We start from the raw sequence: 13,721 nt of genomic DNA, 5'->3' as shown, positions 1-13,721 counted from the left end.
ATCAGCCCACGTCGCTCAGGTGGTCCGCCACGAAGGGGTTGTTGCGGCGCTCCTCGCCAAAGGTCGAAACCGGGCCGTGGCCGGGAATGAAGGTCACGTCCTTGCCCAGCGGCCACAGCCGCGTGCGGATCGAGCGGATCAGGTCGGCGTGGTTGCCGCGCGGGAAATCGGTGCGGCCGATCGAGCCGGCGAACAGCACATCGCCCACCACCGCCAGCTTGTGGGCGCGCGAGAAGAACACCACGTGGCCGGGCGTGTGGCCCGGGCAGTGGTAGACCTCCAGCGTTTCGTTGCCGAACTGCACGGTGTCGCCGTTCTCCAGCCAGCGGTCAGGCTCGAAGCTTTCCGCATGGCCGAAGCCGAAGCGCCGCGTCTGGTCGGGCAACTGCTCGATCCAGAAGCGTTCGTCCTGCTGCGGCCCTTCGATGGGGATACCGAATTCGCGCGCCAGCGCCGCGGCACCGGCGCAGTGGTCGACGTGGCCGTGCGTCAGGAAGATTTTCTGCAGCGTGACGCCTTGCTCCCGCACGGCTTCGCGAATGCGTTCGAGGTCGCCGCCCGGGTCGCAGACGGCGGCCGTGCCGGTGCTCTCGTCGATCAGCAGCGAACAGTTTTGCTGGAAAGGGGTGACCGGGATCAGGAGGACTTTCATCGGTGGATTTTTGTGATCGATGCGGCATTGGCAACATGCACCGCACGCGCCGCGACAGCGTCGGTAAACCGCCCGGCATTCATGCTTTGCATTGTAGCGCCGGGCGGAAAATTGTTGCGGCGCATACTTTAATGTGCTGTATGAATCTCTCTGTTACAAAATTTCCGGATCCCCCGCAATCCCTTGCCACACCGTCGATCGCGGGCGAGATCGCCCTCGTTCGTGCGAGATCGAACAGATTTCGTAACAAAATGAAAGAGATAGTCAGCAGTAGTGAATGCTAGACTCGCGCCCATGCTGAATTTGACCGCCCTCACCAAGCGCTGGCAACGGCTGGCCAAGCTCGGGACATGCACTGCATGCGCCCTGGTGCTGGCCGCTTGTGCCACGCCTCCCGGGGGCGACAATGCGGACGTCGCCGATACGTCGAACGCGGTGCCCACGCGCGCCGCGAAGAACACCGGCAAGGCCGCCCGCAACGACGCGGACAAGAGCGCCCGCGCATCTTCCGAAGGCGGCAGCTGGAACCTGTTCGGCTACGACCCGGACGAAGGCCGCAGCGGCAGCTCGCTTGACGGCCTGCGCGCGGACATCGGCACGTTCGAGCAGCGCGGCGTCGCGTCCTGGTACGGCAAGGCCTTCCATGGCCGCAAGACCGCCAATGGCGAGCGCTTCGACATGCGCGCGATGACCGCCGCCCATCCTTCGCTGCCGCTCGACAGCTGGGTGCTGGTGCGCAACCTGCGCAACAACAAGGTCGCGGTGCTGCGCATCAACGACCGCGGCCCGTACCATGGCAACCGCGTGCTGGACGTGTCCTACGGCGCCGCGCGCCGGCTTGGCTTCGTCGAGCGCGGCGCCGTCAACGTCGAGATCCGCCGGCTGACACGCACCGAAGTTGCGGCGCTGGGCCCGCAGATCGAAGCCGGCGGCACCGAGGCCGGCGATGGCAGTGGTGACGACGATGTCTCCGTGCCCGAACTCGCCAACTCGCTGGCGCCCGCCAAGGCGCGCAAGGCAACCAAGGCCAGCGGCAAGACGGTCAAGCGCAAGCGCCGCTGAGACCGGCAGCGCCCGATGCATGCCACCGCGCGCTGACACCTCTCCGTTACTTTCCCCGCACCGCCCCGGCGGCGTCGCCCGGGCGGCTTCAGTCCCCGCTATCGCCCGTACCCTGGCCGGAACGCTGCGCCAGCGCCAGCTGGTAGAGCGCGCCGGTGTTTGCCCCGGTGATCGCGGCCGCCAGCTTGGCGGCGCGCTTGGCCGGCACTTCCGCCAGCAGCAGCCCCAGCACACGCTGCGCCTCGGCATCGGGCGCGCCGTCCGTGGCCGCATCGGCGCCGGCGCCCTCCACCACCAGCACGAATTCGCCCTTGGCCCGGTTCGGGTCGGCCGCCAGCCATGCCGGTGCCTGCGCCGCGGTCACCACCGCGATGTCCTCGAACAGCTTGGTCAGCTCGCGCCCGACCAGCAGCCGGCGCTCGCCGGGCAGCCCGGCGGCGAGCGCGGCCAGCGTGTCGGCAATGCGGTGCGGCGCCTCGTAGCAGACCCAGGCATGGTCCAGCGCGGCGAGCCGCGCGATGGCCTCGCCGCGCGCCTTGGGCTTGCTCGGCAGGAAGCCGACGAAGGTGAAACGGCCTGCGCCGGTCTCGAGCATGTCGCCCGCCACCGACAGCGCGGCCACCGCGGCGCTGGGGCCGGGCAGGGGCACCACCGGGTGGCCGGCGGCGCGCACCGCCTCGACCAGCCTCGCGCCCGGATCCGATATGCCCGGCGTGCCGGCGTCCGAGACATAGGCGATACGCTCGCCCGCGGCCAGCCGCGCGGCGATGCGGCCGGCGGCCTCGCGCTCGTTGTGCTCGTGCACGGCCACCAGCGGCCGCTGCAGGCCTACGCGCGACAGCAGCTGGGCCGTATTGCGGGTGTCTTCGCAGGCCACCGCATCGGCCAGGCCGAGCACATGCAGCGCCCGCAGCGACAGGTCCGCGACATTGCCGATGGGCGTGGCCACGACATACAGCGTGCCGCCGGGGTACGACTGGCTGGCCGCCAGCGAGATCCAGTCACTCATTGAGAACTTCCGTCGATGCCATCATTCAAATCCACCACGCAGCCGAGTGACGCGCAGGCGCGCGGGATGCGGGCGGAGGACCGGGCGCTGGCGCATCTGCGGCGCCAGGGCCTGCAGCCCGTGGTCCGCAATTATCGCTGCAAAGGCGGCGAGATCGACCTGGTGATGCGCGCGCCGGACGGCACGCTGGTGTTCGTGGAGGTGCGCCAGCGCAGCGGACGCGGTTTCGGCGGCGCCGCAGCGAGCGTGACGCCGGCCAAGCAGCGACGCGTTTTGCTGGCTGCGGCTCACTACCTCGCCACGCTGGCGCAACTGCCGCCGTGCCGTTTCGACGTGGTGGCGCTGGAGCCGGGGCGTCTGGACTGGCTGCAGCACGCATTTGACCTGGACATCGCGGAGGCTGGTTCATAATGCGCGCTGGCGCGTGAGCGAGCGCGCAACTGCCAATGAAAGGCCACAGAGCCATGAGTATCGAGAGTATCCAGCAACAATTCCTAGACAGCGCCGAGACCAAGCAGCAGGCCGCGGCGGTAATGGCCCCCTACATCGACGCCGCCGTGGAACGCATGGTCGCTGCGCTGACCAGCGGCAACAAGATCCTGGCGTGCGGCAACGGCGGCTCGGCGGCCGATGCGCAGCACTTCGCCGCCGAGCTGGTCGGGCGCTTCGAGCGCGAGCGCCCGGGCCTGGCGGCGATTGCGCTGACCACCGACAGCTCGATCCTGACCGCGATCGGCAACGACTATGACTTCAGCAAGGTGTTTTCCAAGCAGGTCGAGGCGCTGGGCGTGCCCGGCGACATCCTGCTGGCGATTTCCACCTCGGGCAACTCGGCCAACGTGATCGCCGCAATCGAGGCGGCGCGCCAGCGCGAGATGGCGGTGATTGCGCTGACCGGCAAGGGTGGCGGCGTCATCGGCGGCCTGCTCGACGAATTCGATATCCACGTGTGCGTGCCGAGCGAGCGCACCGCACGCATCCAGGAAGTGCACCTGCTGACGCTGCATTGCCTGTGCGACGGCATCGACGAGGCATTGCTCGGGGAAGCCTGAGCCCGCCCGTCTGCTTACCCGCTTCCGCCCCCGATTTCCAACATCCAGCCACAGCAAGGACCGCATGACGAACCTGCCCACTACGCCTGAAACCCGGACCGGCGCCGCCGGCACCGGCCGCATCCTTCGCGCCACGCTGACCGCGGCGGCGGTGCTGGTTTCCGCCACCCAGCTGGCCGGCTGCTTTCCCGTGATCGCCGGCGCCGTGGGCACCGGCGTGACCATGGCCACCGACCGCCGTCCGGCCGCCACCCAGACCGTCGACCGCGGCCTGCAGATGGAAGCGGAGAGCACCATCAACTCGCGCTACAGCGGCCAGGCCCGCGTCAACGTGACCGTGTTCAACCGCAAGGTGCTGCTCACGGGCGAGGCCAGCAATGACAGCGTCAAGCAGCAGGTCGAGCAATACGTGCGCGGCCTGCAGAATGCGCGCGTGGTGATCAACGAGCTCGAGGTGGTCAATTCTCCCGGCTTCATGACGCAGAGCCAGGACGCGTACCTGACCAGCAAGGTCAAGACGCTGCTGATGACCGCCGACGGCGTGCCGTCGAACTCGATCAAGATCACCACCGAGAAGAGCGTGGTCTACCTGCTGGGCGTGGTGACCCAGCAGGAAGGCGACCGCGCCACCGACGTGGCGCGCAATGCCTCCGGCGTGACCAAGGTGGTCAAGGCGTTCGACTACGTCAATGACACCGAACGCGCACGCCTGGATGCGGCCTCGACCGCGCAGAATCCGTCGATCGACGGCAACGTCGGCACGCCGGCGCCGGTGCAGTCGGTGCCGGGCGTGGGCGGTCCGGTCGATGCGCCGGCCAGCATGCCCGGCGAGGCGACTGCCAGCCCGGTGAGTTCGCCGGTTGCCTCGCCGGTAGCCCTGCCGCCGGGCCGGAACCTGCCCTGAGCCGGCTCGCTCGCCAGCACTACGGCGCCCGCACATGCGGGCGCCGTTTTTCCATCTGCGGTTTTCGCCGCACACCGTCCGCACACGATGTGATACGGTTGCCACGCCCGCAGGCATCTTGCCGATGCCGGCGCCCGGCACCCCACACGGAGCGAGACCATGACAACCATCCCCCGGCCCGCTGTGTTCGTGCGGCTGGCATTGCTGGCCTCGGCGCTTTGCGGCGCCCAGCCCGCACTGTCGGCCGAGCCCGCGGCCTCCGCCCCCGCCGCGGCGCCTGCCGCAGCCCCCGCCGCCCAGCACGTGCGCATCCATGCCGCCGCCTGCACCAGCTGCCACGGCCCATCCGGCCGCGCGCCCGAAGGCAGCACCATTCCGTCGCTGGCAGGACGCCAGCAGGCCGAACTGCTGGCGCAGTTGCAGGCGTTCCGTTCCGGCGCGCGCCCGGCCACGGTGATGCACCAGATCGCCAAGGGCTACACCGACGAACAGCTCGCCGCGATCGCGGCGTGGTTCGCCAACGTGCGTTGAGGGAGAAAACGCCATGCAACGACGACATTTCCTGGGCGCCGCCGGCGCCGCGGTGCTGGGCTCGATGGGTGCGATGGGCGTGCGGGCGGCGAGGGCCGCGGCGCCGGCCAGGGTGGTGGTGATCGGCGGCGGCTACGGCGGGGCCACCGCCGCGCGCTACCTGCGCGAGTGGAGCGGCAACGCCATCGAAGTCACGCTGGTCGAACCCAATCCTGTATTCATTTCCTGCCCGCTGTCCAACCTGGTGATCGGCGGCAGCCGGCAGATGGCCGAGCTCACGCTGACGTACGACCAACTGGTGCGCCGCCATGGCGTCAAGCTGGTGCGCGACACCGCCGCCGCCATCGATCCCGGCAAGCGCACGGTGCGGCTGGCCGGCGGCGGCACGCTGCGCTACGACCGGCTGCTGCTGTCGCCCGGCATCGACCTGATGAGCGACGCGCTGCCCGGCCTGAAGCGGCCCGGCGGCGACCAGGTGCTGCACGCCTGGAAGGCCGGCCCGCAGACCGTGGCGCTGCGCCGCCAGCTGGAAGCGATGCCCGACGGCGGCACCTACGCCATCACCATTCCCACGGCACCGTATCGCTGCCCGCCAGGCCCGTACGAGCGGGTCTGCCAGGTGGCGCACTATTTCAAGCAGCACAAGCCGCGCAGCAAGGTGCTGGTCCTGGACGCCAACCCGGACATCACCTCCAAGGCGGGCTTGTTCCGCAAGGTGTGGGCCGGGCAGTACCCCGGCATGGTCGAGTACCGGCCGCAGTACAACACGGTCGATGTCGACCCGGCCACGCGCACGCTCAAGTTCGAGGTGCAGGAGGATGTGCGCGCGGACGTGATCAACGTGCTGCCGCCGCAGCGCGCGGGGGCAATCGCGGTGGCGACAGGACTGGCCACGGCCAACGCCAAGTGGTGCGATGTCGATTTCGTCACCTTCGAGTCGCGTGCGGCGCCCAATATCCATGTGGTCGGCGACGCCATCCAGATCGCGCCGCTGATGCCCAAGTCCGGCCATATGGCCAACCAGCATGGCAAGGTGGCGGCTGCGGCGATCGTCGCGCTGCTGTCGGGGCGGACGCCGGACCCACAGCCGCTCTATAACAACACCTGCTACAGCTTCACCTCGGACCGCGAGGCGGTGCACGTGGCGAGCGTGCACCGCTACGACGCTGCGCAGAAGACCATGCTGACCGTGCCGGGCTCGGGCGGCCTGTCGGACGCGCCCAATACGCTGGAGGGGGTGTACGCGCTGTCGTGGGCCAAGGGCATCTGGTCGGAGATGCTGGGATAGGGCACTAGCGGCCCTGGCAACCCCGGGGCACTGCCAGGGCGCCTCATGACAAAACCGCAAGAACGTGCAATGCCGCGCGGGGGGGGGGGCTGATGTCGGCGCATGTGCTGCTGGGCGGCATCATTGGGTAAACACTATATGCGCATTCACGCATATACGAATATATTGGACGGCATGGAAGAGCTGGATCGCGTATTCGAGAAGGTGTCGGGCTACTTCAGCCTGCTGGCGGAGCCGACGCGGCTGAAGATCCTGCACGCCTTGTGCGATGGCGAGAAGCCGGTCAGCACGGTGGTCGAGACGGTGGGTTCGTCGCAGACCAATGTGTCGCGGCATCTCAACGCGATGTACCGCTCGGGCGTGCTGTCGCGCCGCAAGGAAGCCAACCTGGTCTTCTACGCGATTGCGGACGAAAGCGTGATCGAGCTGTGCCGCACCGTGTGCGTGCAGGTGGCCAGCCGGCTGGAGGACAACGCCTTGCCCTCCGGCGCGGTCGACCGCTTCATGGTGCAGCCCGAGGCAGCGCCCGCGCGCAGGCGCCGGGCGGCAGGCTGAGCGCGCTGCGGCTCTTCCGGCCCATCGATCGCTGTTGCGCGGCCCGCGCGGCGGCGCGAATAACAGGCGGCGCGGCCCCACGGACGCAAGCTGCCGGAGGAGACGGCATTGCAGGAACGGAACCGGCCCGGGCGCATCGTGCCCGCGCCCGAGCACTTCGTCAGCGCATCGCTGCAGCAGGACATCGGCCGGCACGGCCTGGACGCGCCGCGCCGCGACTTCCTGCGCAAGAGCTTCCTCGGCGCCGCGGCAGGCATCGCCGCCGCGACTGCCGGCCGGCGCGCGCTGGCGGCGGACGGCGATCCCGCCATCCTGCAACCGCAGCCCTGGGCCACGTCGCTCGGCCAGCCAGTCGCGGCCCGGCCCTATGGCCAGCCCTCGGTCCATGAGAAGAACCTGATCCGGCGCGAATCGCCGGGCCTGACGCGGGTGTCGGCGGCGTCGGTCGCGTTCGCGCCGCTGCAGGGCTTCTTCGGCATCATCACCCCCAACGGCCTGCATTTCGAGCGCCACCACCAGGGCTGGCACGATATCGACCCGGCCCGCCACCGCCTGATGATCAATGGCCTGGTGCGCACGCCGCGCGTCTACACCATGGACGAGCTGATGCGCCTGCCGGCGGTATCGCGCATGCATTTCATCGAGTGCGGCGCCAACACCGGCATGGAGTGGGGCAACGTCGCCGTGCCGACGGTGCAGTACACGCACGGCATGCTGTCGTGCTGCGAGTTCACCGGCGTGCCGCTCAGGGTATTGCTCGACGATGCCGGCGCCGACCTGCGCCGCGGGCGCTACCTGCTGGCCGAGGGCGGCGACGGTTCATCGATGACGCGCACCATCCCGATGGCGCTGGCCGACGAGATCATCGTCGCCTGGGGCATGAACGGCGAGATGCTGCGCCCCGAGAACGGCTACCCGCTGCGGCTGGTCGTGCCGGGCGTGCAGGGCGTGTCGTGGGTCAAGTGGCTGCGCCGGCTGGAACTGGGCGACCAGCCGTGGAATGCCAAGGACGAGACCATCCACTACGTGGACATGATGCCGGACGGCAAGCTGCGCCAGTACACCTCGATCCAGGAGTGCAAGTCGGTGATCACCACGCCGTCGGGCGGCCAGCAACTGGTGGGCAAGGGGTTCTACAACATCAGCGGGCTGGCGTGGTCGGGGCGCGGGCGCATTACGCGGGTCGATGTCTCGACCGACGGCGGCCGCAACTGGCGCACCGCGCGGCTGGAGTCGCCGGTGCTGTCCAAGTGCCTGACGCGCTTCAACCTCGACTGGGTCTGGGATGGCAGCCCGGCGATCCTGCAGAGCCGCGCCATCGACGAGACCGGCTACGTACAGCCGAAGATGGCCCAGTTGCGCGCCGTGCGCGGCACGCGCTCGATCTATCACAACAACGCCATCCAGAGCTGGCAGGTGGCGGCAGGCGGCGAGGTGTCCAATGTCCACCTGGGCTGAACGCTGCGCCGCCGCGCTGGCGCTGGCCGCGGCCTGCGCCGTGCCGTCCTGGGCCGCCGGCACGGCCGAGGCCCGTGCGGCAATTGGCCGCACCGCCACCCCGGCCGAGGTGGCCGCGTGGGATATCGACGTGCGCCCGGACTTCAAGGGCCTGCCCAGGGGCAGCGGCACCGTCGCGCAAGGGCAGCAGGTGTGGGACGGCAAGTGCGCGTCCTGCCACGGCGATTTCGGCGAGTCCAACGAGGTCTTCACGCCGCTCGTGGGCGGCACCACGGCCGAGGACATCCAGCGCGGCCGGGTCGCCGCCATGACCGGCAACCAGCCATATCGCACCACGCTGATGAAGGTCAGCACGGTCAGCACGCTGTGGGACTACATCCGCCGCGCCATGCCGTGGAACGCGCCCAAGAGCCTGTCCGTCGACGAGGTCTATGCCGTCACTGCGTACATGCTGCACCTGGGCGAGATCGTCCCGGCCGACTTCACGCTGTCGGACGCCAACATCGCCGCGGTGCAGCGGCGCATGCCCAACCGCGACGGCATGACCACGGACCACGGCCTGTGGCCTGGCCGCGGCCGCCCGGACACGCGCAATACCGCGTGCATGAAGGACTGTCCGGGGCAGGTTTCGATCGCGTCTGCGATGCCGGACTATGCCCGCGACGCGCACGGCGACCTGGCGCAGCAGCAGCGCGCCTTTGGCCCGGTGCGCGGCGTGGCGGCAAGCGCCGCAGCGCCTGGGAGTGCCGCATCCGCCGCTTCAGTGCCCGCGCCGGCCGGCGCCAGGCTGGCCAGCCAGTACCAGTGCGTGGCCTGCCATGCGACGGACAGGAAGCTGGTCGGCCCGTCGTTCGCGGACATCGCCGGCAAGTACAAGGGCCAGGACGCGCACGCCGCGCTGGCCCGGAAGGTCAAGGCAGGCGGGCAGGGCGCCTGGGGCAGCGTGCCGATGCCGCCGCAGCCGCAGATTCCCGATTCGGACGTCCATGCCATGGTGGGGTGGATTCTTGAGGCAAAATAGCGGGCTGGCCGCCGCAGTGCCCCCGAGGCGGCGGCCGGTGTATGCCGCGAAGCCGTTTGCAGTACGTGCCGAGCGGCCTTTGCCGTCCCCACGGCTTTACAGAGCTTGGAGAGCTTAACAATGAAGCAGTTTGTCATCGCAGCGCTGATGCTGGGCGCCGCCGCATCGGCTCACGCGGTCGATGCCGCCAAGGCACAGGAGATCGCCAACAAGAACGCCTGCATGGGTTGCCACCAGGTCGACAAGAAGCTGGTCGGTCCTTCCTACAAGGAAGTCGCCACCAAGTACAAGGGCGACAAGAACGCCCTCGCGACGCTGAGCAAGAAGGTCAAGAGCGGTGGCGCGGGCGTCTGGGGCCCGGTGCCGATGCCGGCCAACGCCGCCATCGGCGACGCCGACCTGAAGACCGTGGTCGAGTGGGTGCTCGCAGGCGCGCCCGCCAAGTAAAGCCTGACCGCCCCGCGCGGGCAGTCCGCCGATGCAACGGGCCGGACGGCGCAAGCCGACCCGACCTGGACAGATCCAGCGGCCGGCAATGTACCGGCCGCGAGCAGGACACATGCAGTACAAGCAGGGCACAAGCAAGGCACAAGCCAGACACACCAACGAGTACCGCCAAAGCGGTCACGCAAACCGATTGGGACGGAGTAGCCGGAGAGCAAAAAATGAATTCCAAACGACGAGAAGTGCTGCGGGTCACCGCTGTCCTGTCGCTGATGGCCGCCACCGGCCTGATCAGCGAAGCGCAGGCGGCCGAGTGGAACAAGACCGCCTTTGACGGCAAGAGCGTTGCCGACGTGATCAAGGCGCTCGGCGGCAGCGGCACCGAGAAAAGCACCGCCATCACCTTCAACGCCCCCGACATCGCCGAGAACGGCGCCGTGGTGCCGGTGGCCGTGACCAGCACCATCCCGGATACCGAACAGATCGCGATCCTGGTGGAAAAGAACCCCAATACCCTGGCCGCCGATTTCATCATCCCGGCCGGCACCGAGCCGTTCGTCTCCACGCGCGTGAAGATGGGCCAGACCTCGGTGGTGCATGCCGCGGTCAAGGCCGGCGGCAAGTGGTACGTGGCATCGAAGGAAATCAAGGTCACGCTGGGCGGCTGCGGCGGCTGACGCCGGCACCCCCTCACAACCGTTACCGAGATTCCCGCCAACTGCAACCGGAGAAACACATGGCAGACCCGATGCGCGTACGCGCCACCGAGAACGGCGGCGTGGTTGATGTAAAGATCCTGATGAAGCACGACATGGAGACCGGCCAGCGCAAGGATGCGTCCGGCAAGCTCATCCCGGCCTGGCATATCCAGACCGTGACGGCCCAGTGCAAGGGCAAGGAAGTGTTCCGCGCCCAGTTCGGCCCGGCGGTGTCCAAGGATCCGTTCCTGAACTTCAAGTTCAAGGGCGGCGCCAAGGGCGACAAGGTCACGGTGACCTGGGTCGACAACAAGGGCGACAAGCGCACCGACGAAGCGACCATCGCCTGACGCTGCCGGTCCTGGTCCGGATCGCCGGTCCCGATGCCGGCCTGCGCCCGGCACGCCACGCCGTCCTCTGCTAAGGTTCGGGGCGGAATGCCGGGACGGACCCGGCCGGAAGGAGCAATATGCGGCGAGCATTCATTCGAGCATCGGCGGCCCTGGCAGCCATCGGCCTGGCGGCAAAGGCCTCGGCACAGTCCGGCCAGCCGGCGCCGGCCGGTGCCGGCAAGGGCGGGCGCGTGAAGGTGGTGTACCAGCTGTCGGAAGGCATCGACCAGGCGGTGCGCGCGATGGGCAACCTGCGCAACCACCTGAATGGCGCCCCTGGCACCAGGATCGTGGTGGTCGCGTTCGGCTACGGCATCGATTTCCTGGTCGAAGGCGCCAAGGATGCGCGCGGCAACAGCTTCGAGAGCCCGGTAGGCGCGCTGGCCGCTGAAGGCGTGGAGTTCCGCGTGTGCCGCAATACACTGACCGCGCGCAGGATTACCGAATCGCAGCTGTTGATGGAAGCAAAAGTGGTACAGGCCGGCGTGGTCGAGATCGCCCGCCTGCAGGCCGAGGAAGGCTACGCCTATATCAAGCCCTGAGCCGGGCTGGCGTGGCCTGACGGCAAGACAAGAGAAGAAGCGAAGAAGCGAGAAAAAGCAGCGGCCTGTCCCGAGAGGCGCGGCCGCGAGGAGAAGCCCCATGAAACCGATCCGAAGCCTGGCCCGGCGCGCTGCGCTGGCCCTGGCCGCCACCGCGGCGGCCGCAGGCGCTGCCGCCGTGCACGCGCAGGGCAGCACCGCCGACGAAATCGCCAAGTACCGCCAGATGCTGGCCGAAGGCAATCCCGCCGAGCTGTGGGAAGCCGCCGGCGAAGAGCTGTGGAAGAAGCCGGCCGGCCCGAAGAACGTCTCGCTCGAGCAATGCGACCTGGGCAAGGGCCCGGGCGTGACCAAGGGTGCCTACGCCGAGCTGCCGCGCTACTTCAAGGACGCCAACAAGGTGATGGACCTGGAGCAGCGGCTGGCCTGGTGCCGCACGACGCTGCAGGGCCTCACGAAAGAAGAGGCGACGAAGAACCCGTTCTCCGCCTCGGGCAAGCCGTCCGACATCGAACGCCTGGTCGCCTACCTGACCGGCGAATCGCGCGGCGTGAAGATGAACGTCCAGCTCAACCACCCGGAAGAGAAGCGCACCTACGCCCTCGGCCAGAAGATGTTCTATTACCGCGGCGGCGCCTATGACTTTGCCTGCGCCACCTGCCACGCGGTCGATGGCCAGCGCATCCGCCTGCAGGACCTGCCCAACCTGCTGACCGACAAGGGCGCGCAGGCGGCCTACACCACGTGGCCGGCGTACCGCGTGTCGCAGGGCGACGTCCGCTCGATGCAGCACCGCCTGTACGACTGCCTGCGCCAGCAACGCTTTCCCGAACCCGCCTATGGCTCGGACGTGATCACCGCGCTGACCATGTTCCTGGCGAAGAACGCCAACGGCGGCACCTACGACGGCCCGGCGATGAAGCGCTGACCAGTACGGGAGAGACAACATGCAACGACACACCAAGGCACTGGCCGTCGCAGCCCTGGCCACCCTGCTGGCAACCGGCGCGTACGCGCAAGACAGCGCGAAGACCCGCCCGGCCAAGGGCAAGCCCGCCGCCGTCAGCAACGCCGACATGAAGCACCTGATCGAGGACTCGTTTTCGTCCAGGGGACCGGCTACCGTGGAAGGCGTGCTGAACCAGGACACCATGCAGCAGGCCTGCAGCCAGTACCCGGACCGCAGCAAGGTGCCGGACAAGCTGGCGAAGAAGATCGAGGCGGCCGAACTCAAGCAGGTGAAATACCCCACCGACAGCAACTGGCTCGGCGACTGGAAGGAAGGCGAGAAGGTCGCCCAGAACGGCCGCGGCATGCAGTTCACCGACCAGGTCGGCGGTACCAACGGCGGCAACTGCTACGCCTGCCACCAGATGACCAAGGCCGAGATTTCGTTCGGCAATATCGGCCCGTCGCTGTATCAGTACGGCAAGCTGCGCGGCAACTCGCAGGAAGTGGTCAAGTACACCTGGGGCAAGATCTGGGATTCGAACGCCTATTCCGCCTGCTCCAACATGCCGCGCTTCGGCCACAAGGGCATCCTGACCGAGGCCCAGATCCGCGACGTGATGGCGCTGCTGCTCGACCCGGCCTCGCCGGTCAACCAGTAAGCCCGATGCGCGCGCGTGCCGTCCTGCTGCGCTGGCTGCTGGCCGCGGGCCTGGCCTGCGCCGCCGGCGGTGCCGCCGCGCTGGAAGTGGGCGACACCGTGCGCCTGCCCGACGTGCAGACGCTCGACGGCCGCACGTTGCGCGCCGCCACGCTGGCCGGCAAGCCGCTGGTCGTCGAATACTGGGCCTCGTGGTGCCCGTTCTGCGCGATGCAGAACCCGCGCCTGCAGAAGCTGTACGAGCGCACGCGCGGCACGCCGCTGCAGGTGTTGACCATCAGCATCGACAAGGATCCGCGCGAAGCCGCCGATTACATGAAAAAGCGCGGCTATACCTTCCCGGCGACGATGGATTCGACCGCGCTGCAGGCCGTGTTCGGCAAACGCAAGGGCCTGCCCGAGCTGTACGTGATCGACGCGCACGGGCGCGTGGTGCAGAAGGAAGTGGGCGAGATGCTCGAAGAAGACGTGGCCGCGCTGGAGCGTTACGCGAAGCCATAGCCC

The 13,721-nt window shown here is 68.6% G+C and carries 18 protein-coding genes; 16 read left to right on the top strand and 2 right to left on the bottom strand.

Annotated elements, in window-relative coordinates; all coding sequences use genetic code 11:
- Position 1: 1 nt before the first annotated feature.
- A complete protein-coding gene (locus tag JTE92_RS29410) occupies positions 2-652 on the bottom strand; it encodes an MBL fold metallo-hydrolase (RefSeq protein ID WP_063240915.1) in 651 nt (216 codons plus the stop codon).
- A 294-nt stretch (positions 653-946) separates the two neighbouring features.
- Here JTE92_RS29410 and JTE92_RS29405 point away from each other — a divergent pair, with 294 nt between their 5' ends.
- The gene (locus JTE92_RS29405; RefSeq protein WP_084254758.1) at positions 947-1,714 is read left to right on the top strand and encodes a septal ring lytic transglycosylase RlpA family protein; all 768 of its coding nucleotides are present in this window, start codon (positions 947-949) and stop codon (positions 1,712-1,714) included.
- 88 nt (positions 1,715-1,802) lie between these two features.
- On the opposite strand, the gene rsmI is transcribed toward JTE92_RS29405, so the two are convergent.
- Positions 1,803-2,723 (bottom strand): 16S rRNA (cytidine(1402)-2'-O)-methyltransferase, encoded by a 921-nt coding sequence (gene rsmI / locus JTE92_RS29400; RefSeq protein WP_063240916.1) that lies wholly within the window; start codon positions 2,721-2,723, stop codon positions 1,803-1,805.
- A 15-nt stretch (positions 2,724-2,738) separates the two neighbouring features.
- Here rsmI and JTE92_RS29395 point away from each other — a divergent pair, with 15 nt between their 5' ends.
- The 15 genes from JTE92_RS29395 to JTE92_RS29325 all read left to right on the top strand — a co-directional run bounded on the left by JTE92_RS29395 (position 2,739) and on the right by JTE92_RS29325 (position 13,718).
- Positions 2,739-3,134 (top strand): YraN family protein, encoded by a 396-nt coding sequence (locus tag JTE92_RS29395; RefSeq protein WP_063240917.1) that lies wholly within the window; start codon positions 2,739-2,741, stop codon positions 3,132-3,134.
- A gap of 53 nt (positions 3,135-3,187) precedes the next feature.
- Positions 3,188-3,775 carry a phosphoheptose isomerase gene (locus tag JTE92_RS29390; protein ID WP_063240918.1) on the top strand — a complete coding sequence of 196 codons (588 nt, stop codon included), beginning with the start codon at positions 3,188-3,190 and terminating at the stop codon, positions 3,773-3,775.
- A gap of 64 nt (positions 3,776-3,839) precedes the next feature.
- Positions 3,840-4,679 (top strand): BON domain-containing protein, encoded by an 840-nt coding sequence (locus JTE92_RS29385; protein WP_063240919.1) that lies wholly within the window; start codon positions 3,840-3,842, stop codon positions 4,677-4,679.
- A gap of 159 nt (positions 4,680-4,838) precedes the next feature.
- Positions 4,839-5,210 carry a c-type cytochrome gene (locus JTE92_RS29380; RefSeq protein ID WP_063240920.1) on the top strand — a complete coding sequence of 124 codons (372 nt, stop codon included), beginning with the start codon at positions 4,839-4,841 and terminating at the stop codon, positions 5,208-5,210.
- A 13-nt stretch (positions 5,211-5,223) separates the two neighbouring features.
- Positions 5,224-6,498: an NAD(P)/FAD-dependent oxidoreductase gene (locus JTE92_RS29375; RefSeq protein WP_063240921.1), complete on the top strand. Its 1,275-nt coding sequence runs from the start codon at positions 5,224-5,226 to the stop codon at positions 6,496-6,498.
- A gap of 138 nt (positions 6,499-6,636) precedes the next feature.
- Positions 6,637-7,053 (top strand): ArsR/SmtB family transcription factor, encoded by a 417-nt coding sequence (locus JTE92_RS29370; protein WP_063240922.1) that lies wholly within the window; start codon positions 6,637-6,639, stop codon positions 7,051-7,053.
- A 108-nt stretch (positions 7,054-7,161) separates the two neighbouring features.
- A complete protein-coding gene (gene soxC, locus JTE92_RS29365; protein WP_063240923.1) occupies positions 7,162-8,511 on the top strand; it encodes a sulfite dehydrogenase in 1,350 nt (449 codons plus the stop codon).
- The gene (locus tag JTE92_RS29360) at positions 8,495-9,532 is read left to right on the top strand and encodes a c-type cytochrome (RefSeq protein ID WP_063240924.1); all 1,038 of its coding nucleotides are present in this window, start codon (positions 8,495-8,497) and stop codon (positions 9,530-9,532) included. Before soxC ends, JTE92_RS29360 begins: the two co-directional genes overlap by 17 nt.
- Positions 9,533-9,652: 120 nt before the next feature.
- Positions 9,653-9,979: a c-type cytochrome gene (locus tag JTE92_RS29355; protein WP_063240925.1), complete on the top strand. Its 327-nt coding sequence runs from the start codon at positions 9,653-9,655 to the stop codon at positions 9,977-9,979.
- A gap of 218 nt (positions 9,980-10,197) precedes the next feature.
- A complete protein-coding gene (soxY, locus tag JTE92_RS29350; RefSeq protein ID WP_063240926.1) occupies positions 10,198-10,653 on the top strand; it encodes a thiosulfate oxidation carrier protein SoxY in 456 nt (151 codons plus the stop codon).
- A 59-nt stretch (positions 10,654-10,712) separates the two neighbouring features.
- Positions 10,713-11,024: a thiosulfate oxidation carrier complex protein SoxZ gene (soxZ, locus tag JTE92_RS29345; protein ID WP_063240927.1), complete on the top strand. Its 312-nt coding sequence runs from the start codon at positions 10,713-10,715 to the stop codon at positions 11,022-11,024.
- A gap of 119 nt (positions 11,025-11,143) precedes the next feature.
- Positions 11,144-11,608, top strand: coding sequence for a DsrE family protein (locus tag JTE92_RS29340; RefSeq protein ID WP_063240928.1), 465 nt, complete (start codon positions 11,144-11,146; stop codon positions 11,606-11,608).
- A gap of 100 nt (positions 11,609-11,708) precedes the next feature.
- Positions 11,709-12,536, top strand: coding sequence for a sulfur oxidation c-type cytochrome SoxA (gene soxA / locus JTE92_RS29335; protein ID WP_063240929.1), 828 nt, complete (start codon positions 11,709-11,711; stop codon positions 12,534-12,536).
- 19 nt (positions 12,537-12,555) lie between these two features.
- Positions 12,556-13,218, top strand: a complete 663-nt coding sequence (gene soxX, locus JTE92_RS29330; RefSeq protein ID WP_063240930.1) for a sulfur oxidation c-type cytochrome SoxX — start codon at positions 12,556-12,558, stop codon at positions 13,216-13,218.
- Positions 13,219-13,223: 5 nt separating this feature from the next.
- Positions 13,224-13,718, top strand: a complete 495-nt coding sequence (locus JTE92_RS29325) for a TlpA family protein disulfide reductase (RefSeq protein WP_063240931.1) — start codon at positions 13,224-13,226, stop codon at positions 13,716-13,718.
- Positions 13,719-13,721: the final 3 nt, after the last annotated feature.

Origin of the sequence: Cupriavidus oxalaticus (assembly GCF_016894385.1) — a bacterium.
Classification (GTDB): Bacteria; Pseudomonadota; Gammaproteobacteria; order Burkholderiales; family Burkholderiaceae; genus Cupriavidus; species Cupriavidus oxalaticus.
This window is presented reverse-complemented; position numbering and strand designations above follow the sequence as displayed.

Excerpts from the sequence above, each read along its gene's own strand:
- JTE92_RS29410 (WP_063240915.1), bottom strand. The coding sequence starts at position 652 with ATGAAAGTCCTCCTGATCCCGGTCACCCCTTTCCAGCAAAACTGTTCG.
- JTE92_RS29405 (WP_084254758.1), top strand. The coding sequence starts at position 947 with ATGCTGAATTTGACCGCCCTCACCAAGCGCTGGCAACGGCTGGCCAAG.
- rsmI (WP_063240916.1), bottom strand. The coding sequence starts at position 2,723 with ATGAGTGACTGGATCTCGCTGGCGGCCAGCCAGTCGTACCCCGGCGGC.
- JTE92_RS29395 (WP_063240917.1), top strand. The coding sequence starts at position 2,739 with ATGCCATCATTCAAATCCACCACGCAGCCGAGTGACGCGCAGGCGCGC.
- JTE92_RS29390 (WP_063240918.1), top strand. The coding sequence starts at position 3,188 with ATGAGTATCGAGAGTATCCAGCAACAATTCCTAGACAGCGCCGAGACC.
- JTE92_RS29385 (WP_063240919.1), top strand. The coding sequence starts at position 3,840 with ATGACGAACCTGCCCACTACGCCTGAAACCCGGACCGGCGCCGCCGGC.
- JTE92_RS29380 (WP_063240920.1), top strand. The coding sequence starts at position 4,839 with ATGACAACCATCCCCCGGCCCGCTGTGTTCGTGCGGCTGGCATTGCTG.
- JTE92_RS29375 (WP_063240921.1), top strand. The coding sequence starts at position 5,224 with ATGCAACGACGACATTTCCTGGGCGCCGCCGGCGCCGCGGTGCTGGGC.
- JTE92_RS29370 (WP_063240922.1), top strand. The coding sequence starts at position 6,637 with ATGCGCATTCACGCATATACGAATATATTGGACGGCATGGAAGAGCTG.
- JTE92_RS29360 (WP_063240924.1), top strand. The coding sequence starts at position 8,495 with ATGTCCACCTGGGCTGAACGCTGCGCCGCCGCGCTGGCGCTGGCCGCG.
- JTE92_RS29355 (WP_063240925.1), top strand. The coding sequence starts at position 9,653 with ATGAAGCAGTTTGTCATCGCAGCGCTGATGCTGGGCGCCGCCGCATCG.
- soxY (WP_063240926.1), top strand. The coding sequence starts at position 10,198 with ATGAATTCCAAACGACGAGAAGTGCTGCGGGTCACCGCTGTCCTGTCG.
- soxZ (WP_063240927.1), top strand. The coding sequence starts at position 10,713 with ATGGCAGACCCGATGCGCGTACGCGCCACCGAGAACGGCGGCGTGGTT.
- JTE92_RS29340 (WP_063240928.1), top strand. The coding sequence starts at position 11,144 with ATGCGGCGAGCATTCATTCGAGCATCGGCGGCCCTGGCAGCCATCGGC.
- soxA (WP_063240929.1), top strand. The coding sequence starts at position 11,709 with ATGAAACCGATCCGAAGCCTGGCCCGGCGCGCTGCGCTGGCCCTGGCC.
- soxX (WP_063240930.1), top strand. The coding sequence starts at position 12,556 with ATGCAACGACACACCAAGGCACTGGCCGTCGCAGCCCTGGCCACCCTG.
- JTE92_RS29325 (WP_063240931.1), top strand. The coding sequence starts at position 13,224 with ATGCGCGCGCGTGCCGTCCTGCTGCGCTGGCTGCTGGCCGCGGGCCTG.